The organism is Catenovulum sp. SX2, from assembly GCF_052056295.1.
In the GTDB taxonomy this organism is placed as follows: Bacteria; Pseudomonadota; Gammaproteobacteria; order Enterobacterales; family Alteromonadaceae; genus Catenovulum.
Genome location: NZ_CP182493.1, coordinates 876,687 through 894,566, shown reverse-complemented (window position 1 = coordinate 894,566; position 17,880 = coordinate 876,687). Strand labels below are relative to the sequence as shown.

Annotated in this window: 9 protein-coding genes; all 9 read left to right on the top strand. The window is 40.3% G+C overall.

Annotated elements, in window-relative coordinates; genetic code table 11:
* Window positions 1-29 precede the first annotated feature (29 nt).
* The 9 genes from ACMZOO_RS03765 (at window position 30) to ACMZOO_RS03725 (ending at window position 17,875) form a co-directional block, all read left to right on the top strand.
* Window positions 30-1,631, top strand: a complete 1,602-nt coding sequence (locus ACMZOO_RS03765) for a trehalase family glycosidase (protein WP_440905457.1) — start codon at window positions 30-32, stop codon at window positions 1,629-1,631.
* Window positions 1,632-1,901: 270 nt separating this feature from the next.
* Entirely contained in the window at window positions 1,902-2,939 is a 1,038-nt protein-coding gene (locus ACMZOO_RS03760) for an HD-GYP domain-containing protein (protein WP_440905456.1), read from the top strand.
* A 62-nt stretch (window positions 2,940-3,001) separates the two neighbouring features.
* Window positions 3,002-3,793: a substrate-binding periplasmic protein gene (locus ACMZOO_RS03755; protein WP_440905455.1), complete on the top strand. Its 792-nt coding sequence runs from the start codon at window positions 3,002-3,004 to the stop codon at window positions 3,791-3,793.
* Window positions 3,790-9,933, top strand: a complete 6,144-nt coding sequence (locus ACMZOO_RS03750) for a response regulator (RefSeq protein ID WP_440905454.1) — start codon at window positions 3,790-3,792, stop codon at window positions 9,931-9,933. The genes ACMZOO_RS03755 and ACMZOO_RS03750 overlap by 4 nt, the downstream gene beginning before the upstream one ends.
* Window positions 9,934-9,971: 38 nt before the next feature.
* Complete coding sequence (locus ACMZOO_RS03745; protein WP_440905453.1) at window positions 9,972-10,505, top strand: (d)CMP kinase; 534 nt, start codon at window positions 9,972-9,974, stop codon at window positions 10,503-10,505.
* Window positions 10,502-11,965 carry an FAD-binding oxidoreductase gene (locus tag ACMZOO_RS03740; protein ID WP_440905452.1) on the top strand — a complete coding sequence of 488 codons (1,464 nt, stop codon included), beginning with the start codon at window positions 10,502-10,504 and terminating at the stop codon, window positions 11,963-11,965. The genes ACMZOO_RS03745 and ACMZOO_RS03740 overlap by 4 nt, the downstream gene beginning before the upstream one ends.
* A gap of 79 nt (window positions 11,966-12,044) precedes the next feature.
* The gene (locus tag ACMZOO_RS03735) at window positions 12,045-13,184 is read left to right on the top strand and encodes a response regulator (protein ID WP_440905451.1); all 1,140 of its coding nucleotides are present in this window, start codon (window positions 12,045-12,047) and stop codon (window positions 13,182-13,184) included.
* Window positions 13,171-16,836, top strand: coding sequence for a PAS domain-containing protein (locus tag ACMZOO_RS03730; protein WP_440905450.1), 3,666 nt, complete (start codon window positions 13,171-13,173; stop codon window positions 16,834-16,836). The genes ACMZOO_RS03735 and ACMZOO_RS03730 overlap by 14 nt, the downstream gene beginning before the upstream one ends.
* The gene (locus ACMZOO_RS03725) at window positions 16,817-17,875 is read left to right on the top strand and encodes an HD-GYP domain-containing protein (RefSeq protein WP_440905449.1); all 1,059 of its coding nucleotides are present in this window, start codon (window positions 16,817-16,819) and stop codon (window positions 17,873-17,875) included. The genes ACMZOO_RS03730 and ACMZOO_RS03725 overlap by 20 nt, the downstream gene beginning before the upstream one ends.
* Window positions 17,876-17,880: the final 5 nt, after the last annotated feature.

Genomic DNA, 17,880 nt, shown 5'->3' with positions numbered 1-17,880 from the left:
TTAATAAAATAACTTGGAGATGGATTGTGATGGCGCGAAACAGGATTAGAAATCTAGCTAAAGGCACAGTATTGTTGGCAGGGCTTATGGGCATAAATGGTTATGCTGCAGCATTAGAAAAAATCGACGATTTGTATCAAGCCGAGCTTGTATTTGGCGATTTATTTAAACAAGTACAAATCGAAAAAGTAATGGGCGATTACAAAACCTTTGTTGATGCCATTCCTCTTTATCCCGCAGAAAAAATACTGGCCGATTACCAAGCTGAAAAATCAGCTGATAGTTTTAATCTTCAACAATTCGTTTTAAAAAACTTTAAGCTGCCAAATGCGCCAACTATTCAAGAGGTTGAAAAACTACCGAATATGCAACAGCATTTGCGCCAACATTGGCCTAAGCTTGTACGCCATCCACAAAAAACTGAAATAAATTCAAGCCTAATCCAATTGCCTAACCCTTATGTCGTGCCTGGTGGGCGCTTTCGTGAAATGTTTTATTGGGATAGTTATTTCAGCATAGTAGGTTTAATCGAGTCTAATCAACAAGGTTTAACCAAAGGCATATTAGACAACTTTGCTTATTTAATTGACCAATTTGGTTATGTGCCAAACGGCAATCGCAGTTACTTTCTAAGCCGTTCACAACCACCGTTTTTTGCTGCCACTGTATTAAGTTATGCGGATAAATTTGGCTTGGATACTGTGGTGCAATACATACCTCAGCTTGAAAAAGAGTATTTGTTTTGGATGGACGGTTATAGCGAAATTCCCAAACAAGCGGTTGAAGGTAAACATTTAATTGTGCTAGAAAACGGCGATTATTTTAACCGCTATTATGGTGCACTAGAAACACCAAGAGCCGAAGCTTACGGCAAAGAATACAAATGGGCGTTGCAACGCACTGAAACTGAAAGACCACAATATCACAGAGATTTACGTGCAGCGTGCGAATCAGGTTGGGATTTTAGCAGTCGCTGGTTTGCTGATGGCAAAAGCAAAAAAACAACCCATACCATGGATGTGATCCCAGTTGATTTAAACAGCTTGTTGTATCAGCTAGAAAGTGTATTGGTTCAGTTAACCCAACATACGAATCAACAAAACAAAGCGCAGTTTTACACGCAAAGACTCAACAAACGTAAACAACTTATCGACAAGTATCATTTTGATAGTCAAAAGGGTATTTACCAAGACTACAACTACAAGTTAAAACAATTCACTGGGCGTGAATCACTTGCCATGATGTATCCGTTATTTGTTGGTGCTTCATCTAAACAAACTGCTGCGAGCATCGCTAAGTATATTAACCAGCACTTTTTACATGCAGGTGGTTTAGTTACAACCTTAACCCTAACTGGCGAACAGTGGGATTACCCGAATGGTTGGGCGCCACTGCAATATTTATCGGTTAAAGGCTTATTGCGTTATCAACAAAACGAGCTTGCCACAACCGTTATGCAGCGTTGGCTAGCGTTAAATGAAAAGGTTTATCAGCAAGACGGCAAGATGATGGAAAAATATAATGTGGTGGATATCAACCTAGCTGCCGGTGGTGGCGAGTATCCTAACCAAGATGGATTTGGTTGGACTAATGGTGTTGCAATTGCGTTTGATCAAATGCTTAAAAAATAAACGGATACATATCCTTTTCTAATCTAAGCCACCTTGAGTGGCTTACGCTGTTAGTTATTATTTACACTTCGTCACTATCGTCTGCATAACCAAGAGTTAGAAAATTACTATAATTGATAAAAGCTGCTAATCTTTGCTTGGAAAGGCGCAAAATTGTGCTTTCAAAACTGACGGATATACCGCATTATAGTCAAAGCGCCACTTAGCTGTGGCAAGCCCAAATGGCTTAACTAATTGCTTTAGTTAGTGGTTTTTGTATGGAGACGAATTATGACAGAACAAACCAAAGCAACCATATTAGTAGTGGATGATACACCTGATAACATTGCAATACTTTCAGGCATACTCAAGCAGCAGTACAAAATTAAAGCCGCACTTAGTGGCAAACTAGCTATCCAAATAGCTCAAGGTAAAGACATACCCGACTTGATATTACTGGATGTAATGATGCCAGAAATGGACGGTTATCAAGTGTGTCAAATATTAAAGTCAAATCCTGCAACTGCACATATCCCCATTATTTTTGTTACCGCAAAAGCCGAAACTCAAGATGAGCAACATGGTTTTGAATTAGGCGCAGTCGACTATATTACTAAACCTGTTAGCCCCGCCATAGTATTAGCGCGTGTGCATTCTCAATTGTCTTTGTATAACCAATCGCGTCACTTAGAAGCTTTAGTGAAAGAGCGCACTAGCGAGCTAAATGAAACCCGTATTGAAATTATTCGTAGGTTAGGCCGCGCCGCTGAGTTTAAAGATAACGAAACGGGTACACATGTTATTCGTATGAGTTGGTTTGCGCGTTTTCTTGCCGAAGCTATGGGGCAACCAGAAGAGTGGTGTGAACTTTTATATAACGCAGCACCTATGCATGATATTGGCAAAATTGGTATTCCCGACAGAGTTTTACTTAAACCCGGCAAGCTTGATGCTGAAGAGTGGGAAATTATGCAAAAACATGCGCAATATGGCGCTGATATTATAGGTGACCATCCTTCACCCATATTGCAGTTGGCGCGTGAAGTTGCCATAACCCATCACGAAAAATGGAATGGTAAAGGTTATCCCGTTGGACTCAAAGGCGAAGAAATTCCATTGTCAGGCCGGATAGTTGCAATCGCCGATGTATTTGATGCACTCACCAGTGAACGGCCGTATAAACAAGCTTGGTCAGAAGAGCGTGCAATTGGTTTATTACAAGAAGAAGCTGGGCAGCATTTTGACCCGCAGTTAGTGCCATTATTTATTGAATGTTTGCCACGCGTGCGTGAAATTCAACAGCGCTATAAAGACCAAGAGGAAGGTTAAACCGCGCTACCGGTTAGATAATAATAAGAGTTAGCTATAGCTCATAAAACAAGGTGAGGAACATGCGTTACTGGGCTAGTTTGGGTGTAAAGCTTGGATTTATTTTTTGGGTGAGTTTTGCCTTTACGAGTGAGGTTAAAACTTTGCGTGTTGGTGCGCCACAAGACTTCGCGCCTTTTTATTACATGGGCGATGATGGTGAATTCAAAGGTGTTTCATACGAAATATTCAGTTTAATTGCACAAAAGATGGATTATCAAATTGAGCTAACCCGTTATGCGAATATGCGCTTACTGCTGGCTGAAATTGAAACCGGTCAGCAAGACATTGTTATGAATTTAACCGCGACCGACGAACGAAAAAAAATAGCTTTATTTACCCAAACCCCACATATTTATGAAACGCAAGATCTCATTGTTCGCGCTGATAGCTCAGTGCCCTACACAGGAAGGCTGCTGCAACTTGTGCCCTACAAGATAGGCGTTATATATGGTTGGACATACGGCGAGCAATTTGATAGCGCAAAATACCTTAAAAAGCTGTTTGTAAGCGATTCTCAAGAGCAGCTCCGTGGATTATTTGCTGGCCGATACGATATTGCCATCAACAACCAACACTTTTTTCGACAGCTGTCAGATAAATTAGCCTTAAACAATGCTTTTAAAGTTTTAAAACCGAGCATTTATAAGCTGCCGGTTACTATGGCGGTTTCGAAAAAATACCCAAATGCACAAAAATTAATACAAGAACTTGAGCTGCAGGTACAGGCTGTAATTAAAACTGAGGCATATCAACAAATTTTGCTGCGCCATGGTTTTAAAATCGGTTCATTGAATGTAGCGGAGCCATTATGAATCTTGTCATAACTAAATTACATAAAGCTGTCGCGATTTTATTCGTTGCCTTGTTCATTTTTATTTGTGCTGTTGCTGGGGTCAAAGCCGAACAAAGTTATCCTGCGCAAAGCTATATTCAATTTGTCGAGTTAACCGCTGAGCTAAAATTGCAAGATGAAATTCTAACCAGTTCACTTGTCACTTACGCTTATTCCGGCGAAGAAAAATGGTTGGATAAATATTGGTTAGCAGAAAATAAGTTAGAGCAATCTTTAGCTGATTTAAAGCAATTGTATCCCGAATCACAGCCCTCGTTATTTCAATCTTTGCTTGACGTTAACCAAGCTTTATACAAACACGAGCGTTTGGCTATAACACAAATGCAGCAGCGGAATTTTGCTGCTGCACGTAATTTATTAAACCAAGCCAATTACAAAAACGATAAACAAACATATACAGATATACTTAGCCAACTGACCAGCCAATATGAAACGACAGTCGCTAATTTTGCCCCAAGGGCACGGATAACACTCTCAGCGGAAGAACTAAACTGGATAACTCAACACCCCAAAGTGATAGTTGGTAAAGAAATTGACTGGCCGCCGTTTAATTTTACCAATGCCAAAGGTGAGCAAATTGGCATTACCGCGGATTATTTTGAGCTAATTTCTGAAAAAACCGGTTTAGTGTTTGAGTACTCAAAACCTATGACATATGCAGAAATGCATACAGCTATTGAAGAGCAGCAAATCGATATTATTGGGGCTACTTACTATTCACAGCAACGCAAAAAGCATGGTGTGCATACAGCGAGTTATATGCACTTAAAAGAATTTGTTTATGTGCGAGACGATTCAACGCTAAATGATATTACTGATTTAAACAATCGCACAGTCGCACTTCCAGCCGGTTATGTGATGATTGATATTTTGAAAAAACAACACCCACAGATAGCGATTGTTGAAACTGATTCTATAGTAGATGCAATCGAAGGGGTACTGGCAGGGCGATACGACGCAACGATAGATTCTCAAAGTGTGATTGAGTTTTATGTGCGAGAAAATGCTTTGTCTGGATTAAGAGCGTTTCCAAGTGAAATAGAAAGCAACTCATTGCATATGTTAGTCACCAATAAAAAACCTCTGTTGCACAGCATTATCAATAAAGCATTGGCTTCTGTTAGTCGAAGTGAACGTTTGGATATTGTTGATAGATGGATACAACTGGGTGTTGAGAACGAGCACGACTTATTTCACGACAAACTTGATTTAACTGTGCAACAAAAAAGTTGGTTGTCGCAGCATAAGAACATGCGAATTGGTATAGACCCAGACTGGCGGCCTTTTGAATTTGTTGATCTGGCCGGGCAACATCAAGGCATTATTAGTGATTATCGCAAAATCATAGAGCAGAAGCTCAACATTAACTTTGATGTTGTAGATGCAGATTCTTGGGATGATGTGATGAATATGGTCAATACTCGGCAGATTGACGTTATTCCAGGGCTGGCTAAAACGCCACAACGTAGCGAAAAATTACTGTTTTCTGACTCGTATTTAAAAATTCCGACTGTTGTTATTACACGACGTGAAGTGCCAAAAATTAACGGGTTAGCTGCGGTAGAACAGCTGACAATTGGGGTTGTTAAAGGTTATGCCAATACTGAATGGGCGCAAGCTCAGTACCCAGATATTAATTATGTAATTGTTGACTCAATTAGTGATGGCTTAAAGGCGGTTTCTGAAGCGCGCCTAGATGGTATGTTAGCGAATAAACTTAGCTCAATAGAAAGAGTTAATGCGCTCGCGTTAACCAATTTAAAAGTGAATTTCGACACTGAATTTGTGTTTGAAGTTGCTGTTGGTGTACGCAACGACTGGCCTGAATTAGTCGAAATCGTCAATTTAGTTCTGGCCGATATAACACCAGCTCAGCGAGACCAAATTCGTCGAAACTGGGTGAATATTCGGTTAGAAGATAACGCTGCGTTAACGGATATCCATCAAACCCATTCAAACCACGAGTTTCCATTAATTCAATTAGTTGTGATTACCTTAGGTTTGGCTGTGGTCTTTTTAGTTTTGGCTTTGCACTTAAGCAAAACCAGTGGCGAAGTCTTGTCTTTTTTCCAATCTGGCCGACTGCGTATTTTTGCAATGTTATCTTTGGCGGCTGTGTTAGTGGTGGTATTGGCACTCACATGGAACTCTTTGCAAAGAGAAGAAAATATTGCGCGGCAAAGAACAGGTCAAACATTAACAACTGTGCTGCAGTCGACACATGCTACGTTAGATTATTGGATAAAAGACCGCCTCAGGCTTATATCTTTGATTGCCAATGAATCGTCGCTTAACACATTATTTTCTGAAGCTACCAGAACCAGCCAAGCCAATGCGCAAGCAAGTGCGGTAATGGACTTTGAGTCGTTACTTGAACTAGAAGATTTAAACGCCAAAAACTGGAAAATTTATATGGTGTTGACCGATGGCTCTGCTGTGTTTAAAGGCACACCTTCACTGGCACATATTCAAAATCAATTAAAAGAAGTGGTGTTTAAAGGGCGGCCGTTGTTTTTGCCACCGTCACGACGTTCACCTCAACAACCAGCTTATTTATATTTTGCCGCACCTGTATTGGATTATTCAGGTAAAGCCATTGCTGCGGTTGTTGCTGAAATTGACCCGAACGAAGAGTTTTCAAATATTTTCAAAAATGGTCGAATTGGTCAAACCGGCGAAACTTATGCGGTAAATCGCGCCGGTGATTTAATTACTGAAAGTCGATTTACCGATGAATTGGTTGCTATGTCTTTGTTAGAACCAACACAATCGAGTTTACTTAATGTAAAAGTCAGGCAAAACGACACTGAGTTAACGCTTGCAGCGCAAGAGGTGATTGCCGGTAATAGCAATGTTAAAACCGACAGTTATTTAGACTATCGGCGTAAACCTGTATTTGGTGCTTGGGTGTGGAATGACAATTTTAAAATAGGGGTGATCACTGAAATCGATGAACACGAGGCACTGCAAGCATTTAGTATTTCGCGCAATACATTATATTCAGTGTTGGGGGTTACTTTATTTTTATCCTTCAGCTTAATGGCGATTAACGCTTGGGTTGGTGAGCGTGCCAACCGCTCACTGCTCAAAGCACGTGATGAACTAGAAGATAAAGTCGAAGAGCGTACCGCAGAGCTAAGCAAAAGCCAGACACAGTTATATAACTTAATTGAATCGGCACCTGATCCCATGATAGTCACAAATGATAAAGGCGAAATTTCTATTGTGAATCGTCGGGCTGAAGATATGTTTGGTTATGAGCGTTCTGAGTTACTGGGCAAAGCAGTTGAAACATTATTGCCCGAAGTTTATCGCCAAGCACATGTCGGCCACAGAGCCAGTTACTTGAAAAGACCCGAATTTAGAGGCATGCGACAAAACCGCAACTTAGAAGCGCTCACTAAATCTGGCCGCTTGATCCCAGTTGAAATCAGTTTAAGCCCTATCGAAACGGATGAAGGATTATTAGTTGCCAGCTCACTACGTGATATTACCGACCGAAAAGCAGCTGAAAAAGCCATTGCTGAAAGCCGACAATTACTGCAAACCGTGATAGATAATTCACCAGCACTGATCTATTTAAAAGATTTAGATGGTCGCTATATCTTGGTAAATAAAGAATGGCGCCGGGTGACAAATCTGAGCTTGGATGAATTGATGGGACATACAGATCAGCAATTATTTCCAGCAAAAATGGCAGCCGAGTTTGCTAAAAATGACCATGAAGTTGCGGAGTCGTTAGAAACACTACAAACCGAAGAAACCTTAACTCATGAAGATGGTAGGGTCGAAGTATTTATGTCTTATAAATTTCCGGTGCACGATGCTGATGGAAATTTAATGGCCGTTGGCGGCATTTCAACAGACATTACTGAGCTGGTACAAGCGCGCGAGTTTGCCAATGAAGCGAACCGAGCGAAAAGCGACTTTTTAGCCAATATGTCACATGAAATTCGCACGCCAATGAATGCAATAATCGGCATGAGCCACTTAGCTTTACAAACCGATTTAGACAGAAAACAACGAAACTACATAGATAAAGTGCATCGTAGTGCGGAATCTTTATTAGGCATTATTAACGATATTTTAGATTTCTCAAAAATTGAGGCAGGCAAACTTGATATCGAAAAAGTCCCATTCAGGCTAGAAGATGTACTGGATGACTTAACCAATTTAGTTGGTTTAAAAGCGGAAGAAAAAGGTATTGAGCTTCACTATAGCGTTGCACCTGAAATGCCACTCGCGTTAATTGGTGATCCTTTAAGGTTAGGGCAAATTCTAGTTAACCTCGGTAATAACGCAGTTAAATTCACAGAAACAGGTGGTGAAGTGGTTGTCAGTTTATGGGCTGAAGCAATAGAGCAAGACCAGTTTATATTAAATTGTTGTGTTAAAGACACCGGGATTGGCATGAGCCCTTCGCAACAAAAGAAACTCTTTCAATCGTTTTCGCAAGCGGATAGTTCTACGACTCGTAAATATGGTGGAACAGGTTTAGGTTTAACCATTTGTAAAAAGCTAACGGAAATGATGAATGGTGAAATTTGGGTTGAAAGTGAGCTAAATGTTGGCAGCCGTTTTTGTTTTAAAGTGGCTATGACTAAACAGAAAAAAGAGCTAACCAACTATAGTGTAGACTCGGCTCGATTAGGCGTTTTACGTATCTTAGTGGTTGATGATAATGCAACTGCACGTGATATTTTTAGCAAAATGCTGACAAGCTTTGGTTTTAGGGCTGAACAAGCTGAAGATGGTGAAAGTGCGTTAGCCATTTTACTGCAGACAAATGAAGCTGATCCGTTTCATTTAGTGATTATGGATTGGAAAATGCCAGGAATGGACGGTGTGAGCACAGCTAAAGCAATTCAAGCTCAACTTAGTTATGTTCCTTCTATTATTATGGTAACTGCCTACGGTAAAGAAGATGCAATTAATGCCGCGGCTGACGTTGATATTAAAGGTTTCTTAACTAAACCTATTACCCCTTCGAGCATGTTAGATGGAATTTTACTTGCTATGGGTAAAGAGGTCGCGCGGCCGGTTAATACGGATACAACGGATGAACTCGCCAAACAAGCTGCAGCCAGTTTGCATGGTGCGAAAATTTTGTTGGTAGAAGACAACGAAATGAACCAAGAGCTTGCAGTAGAGTTGCTAAGCTTAAACCATATAAGGGTAGAGCTAGCAACCAATGGTAAAGAAGCAATTGAGATGCTGAGTAACCATGTATACGACGGTGTATTGATGGATTGCCAAATGCCAGTAATGGATGGATATACCGCAACTCGGCAAATTCGTTTAAAACCAGAGTTTAAAGATTTTCCAATAATTGCAATGACAGCAAATGCGATGGCCGGTGATAGGGAAAAAGTGTTAGATGCTGGCATGAACGATCATATTGCTAAACCAATAAATGTAGATGACATGTTTATTGTTATGGCTAAATGGATAAAACCGGCGAATCCAATTCAGATTCAAGCTTCGTCAGTTGTTGAGAGTGACGACAATATTAAAGTGCCAACACTAGAAGGTATTGATAGTAATAGAGGTTTAGCAACCACCCAAGGTAATAAAAAATTATATTTGAAATTGCTGCAGAGCTTTTACAACAATAGTAAGAATTTCGCCCAAGAGTTGGAACAAGCAATTAGCAGTGCAGATGCTGATTTAACTAAACGTTTAGTTCATACGTTAAAAGGCACTGCGGGCAATATTGGCGCACAACAAACGCATGTCGCGGCTAAAAGCTTAGAAGAGGCGATAGGTGATTCAGACCAAGTATTTGCTACGCGCAAACAAACATTGCTGCAAGCATTGAATATTGTGCTGACTGCTATCTCTGAGCAAGACTTAACCACCGTGCAGCAACAGCAAAATTTTGATGCCGACAAGGTTGCGCAATTATTAGCAGAGCTAGAAACCGCAATAGCGGATTTTGACACCTCGGCAATAGATTTAGTGGAACAGTTAATGCCAATGTTTGCCGATACTCAACAGCAAAAGTTATTAACTGACTTAGAACAAGCACTCAATCAATTTGATTTTACCGCGGCTGAAAAAGTACTTTGTGAAGTTAAAGCGCATATTTCTGCGGTATAATGGCTGGCTAAATTACACTAGCTAGCGGTTGGAAAGGAATGAAAAAAATAAATGTGGTTGGAACAAGTGGCAGTGGTAAATCGACTGTTAGTAAATTATTGGCACAAAAGCTTAATTACCCTTATATTGAAATGGATGCAGTTTATTGGAAGGCAAACTGGCAAGAGCCGAGCGATGAGGAGTTTTTTCCGAAATTAGCACAAAGGTTGCAACAACCAAATTGGGTTTTAGACGGCAATTATAATCGTTCTGTTCCAGTGAAATGGGCTGAAGTTGATACGGTTGTTTGGGTTGACTACTCTTTTAGTCGAACTATCTATCAAGCGGTGACTCGGGCAGTAAAACGTTGCCTTTCAGGGCAGGAGTTATGGCAGGGAACAGGCAACGTAGAAACTTTCAAACAGTCGTTTTTTAGCAAAGATTCTGTGCTGCTATGGACTTTACAAACATATAAGAAGAATCGGCAACGTTATCTACAAGTAATGAATAACCCTGAGTTTAGCCACATAAATTTTATTCGGCTAACCAGTCCGAAAAGGGTTAAAGAGTTTATTAATTCGGTGTCTGCATGATAAAAAAAATAATTAGTTGGTTAATATTTTTGTTGTTAATGCCAATTTTACTCTTGGCGTTATACCTGCTTTATGATTGGTCGTTTTTAACGACCAATCAACCCGACATTAATACTTCTCAGCAACAAACCAGCAGCAATATAGTTAACGATATTACTCAGTTAAACCCAATTAAAGTAGCAAAGGTTATTCAGCCGACCAACATAGAGCAAATTACTCAGGCGGTTAAAAGCGCTTCTGGGCCTATTTCTATTGGTGGTGGTAGATACAGCCAAGGTGGGCAAACTGCATATCCCAATAGTTTACATATTGATATGCGGCAGTTTAATCAGCTTATCTATTTAGACAAAAAAGCTAAGTTGGTTACCGTACAATCAGGCATGCGTTGGCAAGGTTTACTCGAAATATTACAACAAGATAATTTCTCAGTAAGAATAATGCAGTCGTACGCTAACTTTACTGTGGGTGGTTCGTTATCGGTTAATGTTCATGGCCGTTATATAGGTGAAGGTGCGATTATTCATTCAGTTGAATCATTCAAAATTGTGTTGGCTGACGGTAGTATTCGTTTTGTAAATAGGCAGTTAGAACCCGAGTTATTCAAAAGTGCAATTGGTGGTTATGGTGGGTTAGGGGTTATTACTGAAGTGACGTTGCGTATTGTTGACGACCAAAACATCCAGCGACAAAATCAACTGGTATTTGCGCAAAATTATCTAGAATATTTTAATCAGAATATTAAAAATAACCCGAACGTGGTGCTGCACAATGCCGATTTATATCCACCCAATTTTATGGACATGCGCGCGGTTAACTGGTTAAAAACGGACGATGCAATAACAGGCCAGACAGCCATCGACACATTTATCCAACAGCATAACTTACAAGCAAAATTGATTGAATTAGCCGCAGACGTCGATGCGTTTAAATGGGCGCGCCAACATCTCATTGACCCGATTGTTTATTCAGCTAATCCGGTACAAAAACGCTCTTATCAAGCTAATTTAGATGTCGGCGCACTTGAGCCTAAATCGCGTGAACATAACACTTTTGCATTGCGTGAGTACTTTATTCCGGTCGATAATTTTGATGGTTTTGTCAATAAAATGCGCGCCGTGTTTACTCAACATCAGGTTAATGTACTGAATGTGTCGGTACGTCATGCGAAAGCTGATGCTGAGTCATACCTGTCTTGGTCTCCGCAAGAGGTGTTTGCTTTTGTGGTGTATTATCGCCAAGGTACTGATGATACAAGCAAAGAGGCTGTGCGTGAATGGAGCCGAGAAATGATTGATGCTGCATTAAGTGAAGGTGGCCGATATTATTTACCGTATCAATTGCATGCAACCGCCAAACAGTTTTATCAAGCATACCCGTTTGCTCGTTTGTACTTTAATGCAAAACGTAAATACGACCCAACTAACAAGTTTACCAATATGCTGTTGGATAAATATGATTAAATTTTTAAACGTCAAGTTGACTAGACATAATCCAGCTACTAAACCTAAGCTACTAAGGTAAAGAATAACGGGTTTAGCCGTGTCGGATATTAAAATATTTTGTGTAGATGACAATATTCCAAATCTACTCTTATTGAAAAAATTTTTATCTCCAAATTATCAAGTTGTTACATGCGAAATCGCAGCTAATGCGGTTGCAACTTTGTGCGAAGTTCAACCCGACTTAGTATTGCTTGATGTCAATATGCCTGAAGTTGATGGTTACCAAGTGTGTAGAGAGATTCGGAAACTAGATGCTTTTAAACATGTGCCAGTCATTTTTCTAACTGCTCGTAGTGGTTTACAAGATAGGTTAAATGGATATGCCTGCGGAGGAGATGCGTATTTAGCCAAACCTTTCGATTTAGGTGAACTCAATTATGTGATTGAATTAATGCTTGAACGAATTAAGGTGGTTAAAGCAAGCGAAGAAGCGAGCAATGCACAAAACCTTGCATGGATGATGATGCAAAACAATAGCGAGATTGGTGTTGTATTGCAGTACGCGGCGGCGCTATCTAAAGTTAAAACGGCGGATGAGCTTTTACAACACACTTTTGGTGCGTTAAGCCAGTTCGGCTTGCATAGTTTTGTTGTATTAAATTTAGCCGCCGGTTGTGTGCAAGTTCGCAGTGATAATGTATCTATTACCCCTATTGAATCAGAATTAGCCGAACTACTTAGCAACCATCATCACGACAGAATCTTACATATTGGCAATCGCTACGTATTTAATGGTCAACACTGCTGCTTTTTTATCAAAGATATGCCGCTTGACGATGCTGAGCTTACTGGTCGGTTAAAAGATCATCTTGCTCTCATGTTGGATAGCTGTGATGCGTGCATAGAACTAATGAACTATCACTTTAACGAAAGTTGTACTAGTTCTGACGCGGCTGTGTCTGCGAAGAATACTGCGGTAGATGAAATATCCAAAATGGCAGCTTTGTTTGATAATTATCAACAACAAACAACAGCGGCGTTCGATCAGTTGATATCAAACATTGAAGAGTCTTTTTTCCACTTAGGCTTAACTGAAGAGCAAGAGCATGAATTATTGCAATATTTAGAAATAGCAAAAAATGACATCAATGGTTTTGCAGATGCAGGTCATGAATTTCAAACTGCGATAGACAAAGTTGCGCTTAGTATAGGCCAATTGATTAATGAAAAAAGATAAATTGCTGCAGTACCCGCTAGATAACTTAGAGCATGAGTCGGATATTCGCAGGTTAACTTGGCATAAAAAGGCTGGTCACTTATTTATTCTAGACCAAGATATAATTGCTAATCAAAACCTTATGGTTACATTGGCAGTGGCTGGTTATCAAGTACAAAATTTTGCCGATATTAAAGCTTTGCTTGCGCAATTGGCGGTTGTAGACAAGCAACCAGAGCATATCTTGTTGGACGCAATACACTTAACAACTGATTTTGCCTGCTGTGCAGAAATCTGCCAGGCATCAACTCAAAACTCTTCGGTGAACACTGTTATTTTTACCGCGTCTTCTGACGATATTCAGCTAAGGTTAGATGCTCTCAGAGCTGGCACTGATAGCATATTGCTCAAAAGTGCTTCGGTTAAAAGTACGCTTGAATATCTCGCTCTACACCTAGAGTTAAGAAAATCACATCCCTACAGAGTTTTGCTGGTTGATGATGATCCAATTAACTCAGAGGTGATTGCAGGCGTGTTACGCAATTCGGGCGTTGAAGTTGTGAGTATTCAACAGCCGCTGCACCTGTTGACAGAGTTTGACAAGGTTAAACCTGACGTGTTGATTCTTGATGTAAATATGCCGGATGCAAATGGTCCAGAGTTGGCAGCTATCATTCGCGCGCGCGAAGGCAATTACCAACTACCCATTCTCTATATCTCTGGGGAAACAGATAAAACCGTACAACTGCAGGCATTAATGCAAGGCGGTGACGACTATATAACTAAGCCTATTGATTCTGAAATCTTAATCTCAGCGGTGAAAACCAGAGCTAAACGGGTCAGGCAAAGCCAAGCTCAGCGTAAACAGCTTGAACAAGTTTTGTATGAGCGCGAGCGCGAACATTTTGCTTTAAATATGCATGCAATAGTTAGTATTACAGATCGCAAAGGCAATATAGTTTATGTCAACGACAAGTTTTGTGAAATCAGCGGCTACAATCGAGAGGAATTACTCGGGAAAAACCATAGGTTATTAAAGTCAGGCCAACATCCTCAATCCTTTTACAAGGAAATGTGGCAAACCATTGATGGTGGTAAAGTTTGGAAAGGCGAAATTTGCAACCAAGCTAAAAGTGGTGATTATTATTGGGTTGAATCAAGCATCACCCCATTTTTAGACGATAAAGGTAAACCATATCAATATGTTGCGATAAGAACCGATATAACAGCGGTTAAAAAGCAGCAAATAGCCTTACAAACTTTGGTTGAAAGCGCGTTAAACACCAGTGATAAATCTTTTGATACTCGAGTGGTAGAGGGGTTAATAACTGCGTGTAATGTTCGTTTTGGTTTTATTTGTGCTAAAGCGCAAGATGAGGCATTTGAATTAATCGCTCTGGCCGACAAACAAGGAAAATTTAATCATTTAAACGCGCAGCCAGCCAGTAGGTTGTTTTCTGAAGGTGTTTGTGAAACTTGTGTTGAAAACGCGACCGAGCTTTATCCAGATGATGAATGGTTACACGCCAATGCAATTCAAAGTGTCTTGTCTGTACCTATTGTTAGTTCTGAAGGCAAAATTATTGGAACCCTTGGTTTAATGCACGATCAAGCTTTGGTGGGAGTATTGCGTGACGTTAGTGTTAAAAAAAGTATCTTACAAATATTTGCCGCGAGTGTCGGTGCTGAGAAAGAACGAAAGTTGGCAGAACAGCAATCGCAAAGTCATAAAGAGCGACTACAGAGAGGGCAGCTGTATGCCAATTTGGGCACTTGGGAGCTAGATGCACAAACTCAAGATTTTCACTGGACTGAAAGGGTCGCCGCATTAATAGGTTTAACCCCACAGCCAACAGAACTGACCTATCAACAATTTCTTAGTTATGTCCACCCACAAGATAAGTCTATCGTTGCAGATACCATTAAAAATTGCATCCAAAAAGGTCGCGCTTTGTATTTAGAGCATAGGGTGATTTGGCCAAATGGCACTGTGCGCTGGTTATTAGAGAAAGGTGACATTAAATGTGATGCCAATGGTAACCCAAGCCAAATTGTTGCAGTTGTACAAGACATTGATGACCGCAAACGCATGGAGTTGGCACTGGCAGAACGAGAGACTCAGCTACATAAAGCCCAAGCTTTGGCACATATAGGCAGTTGGCATGCTGATATTCGCACCGGCGAACTTTATTGGTCAGACGAGGTGTTTAATATTTTTGGTTACACACCACAGTCTTTCCAGCCTAGTGTCGAAATTTTCCGCAAAGCAGTACACCCGAAAGATCAAGACAAGGTATTTGCCAGCGAAGAACAAGCCGCTAAAACAGGCCATCACAACGTTGTACACCGGATTATTTTGCCAAATGGCAATATACGTCATGTTCATGAACTGGCTAAAGCAGAACTTGATGAAAAAGGTGATATTGCTTTTATGTCGGGCACAGTGCAAGACATCACAGCTTTGATTGAAGTGCAACAAAAGCTGCAATTAGCACGTGACGAAGCGGAAAAAGCCAATAAAGCAAAATCAGAATTTTTGTCTGTGATGTCACATGAACTGCGCACACCACTAAACGCCATATTGGGCTTTAGTCAATTGCTTGAGCAAGATCAATTAAATTCAGAACAACAAGAAAATGTTCAAGAGGTACTAAAAGCTGGCAAACATCTACTTAAGTTGATAAACGAGGTGTTGGATCTAGCCAAAGTTGAAGCTGGCAAAATGAGTTTGTCTATTGAAGCTGTCGACCTGAGTGCGTTAATTTGTGATTGTGTCAATTTAGTTGCTGCTCAAGCTGACGAGCGTCAAATTAAAATCGTCACCAGTTTGTTACCCAAATTATACGTTAAAGCGGATTTTATCCGCTTAAAACAAGTTATTTTAAACTTGCTTTCAAACGCGATTAAATTCAACAAGCCCGCTGGGAAAATACATGTATTGCTAGAGTGCAAAAATAACTCAGTGTTGATGTCAGTGATAGATACGGGCATCGGCATTCCAGAAGCTCAGATGTCTGAGCTATTCAAACCTTTTAGTCGTTTAGATGCGGAAAACTCAGGTATTGAAGGGACAGGGATTGGTTTAACTATCACCCAAAAATTGGTTGAGTTGATGAAAGGCGATATTTTGGTCGATAGTGTCGAAGATTTAGGTAGCCGTTTTACCGTTCAGTTATTGTTAGATAAAAATAAATCAGACCAACCGCACAACCAAGCTGCTAATGATTCAACTAAAGCGCAAGCGATACAGATCCCGTTGCCTAACAAAAAAGACTTTGTTGTTGTTTATATTGAAGACAACCCCGCCAATTTAAAGCTTGTTGAGCAGATATTTAAAAATCAAATGGCTATCAAATTAATCACCTCAAACACGCCAGAAAACGGTATTGAGATGATTTATGCAATGCAACCCGACTTGATTTTGCTTGATATTAATTTGCCGAAAATGGATGGTTATCAAGTTAATCAAATACTGCAACAAGACAGCCGAGTTTCGCAGATCCCAGTTGTGGCTTTAACGGCAAATGCAATGACTCAAGATATTGAAAAAGGTAAAAGCGCAGGCTTTTATCGATATCTGACCAAACCAATTGATGTTAAGGAGCTATTAGCCCTAGTAAACCATGTTAAGGAAACTAAACAAAAAGTTAGCTATGAACGATTACAAAATTGAAGATGAGATAATTCTTGCGGTAGATGATGACCCAACAAATTTAAAATTAATTTACAAGATTCTCCGAGGTGCGGGTTACAACAATGTGGACCTGATATCGGACCCGCGTGAAGTGTTGGCAAGTTATCAGCGGCAGCGGCCGGATTTAGTTTTGCTTGATATCAATATGCCTCACTTAGACGGTTACCAAGTTATGGAGCAACTTTGTGCGCTGCAAGATCCATTATTGCCGCCAATCATTATTTTAACCGCCCAACATACTTTAGAATTTGAAATTAGAGCCTTGGCTAATGGCGCTCGTGATTTTATCAGCAAACCGTTTGATCGCTCCGAATTATTGATGCGGGTTCGAAATTTAATTGAGGCTCATTTGGGTAAAAAGATTCTTTATGGACAAAAAGCCGTTTTGGAAGAGATGGTTAGGCTAAAAACACAAGAGCTGCATGAGTCTCGATTGCAAATTGTACGTAAATTAGGACAAGCCGCCGAGTATAGAGATCAAGAAACTGGCAATCATATTATTCGAATGAGTCAAATTGCGGCTTTAATTGCTAAACAAATCGGCTGGGATAGCCAAGCATGTGATCTGTTATTAAATGCTAGCCCTATGCACGACATAGGTAAAATTGGCATTCCCGATTCTGTATTGTTGAAGCCTGGCAAGCTAGGGAATGAAGAATGGAAAATTATGCAAACACATGCGGATATTGGCGCGAGTTTGTTAGACTCTGACTCTAGTGATTTATTAATTATGGCCAAAGAGATTGCTTACGCTCACCATGAGAAGTGGGATGGCAGCGGTTATCCGCAAGGGCTAAAAGGTGAGGATATTCCTGTCGCCGCACGCATTTCTGCTATTGCGGATGTGTTTGATGCGTTAACTTCTAAACGTCCATACAAAGATGCTTGGCCAGTAGATGCAGCAATAGAATTTTTGCTCAGCCAAAAGGGCCGTCAGTTTGACCCAAATCTAATTGATGCGTTTATGCAGGTTTTGCCGCAAGTGCAGCAAATTTGTGCTGAATATGCGGACAATTAGTCATA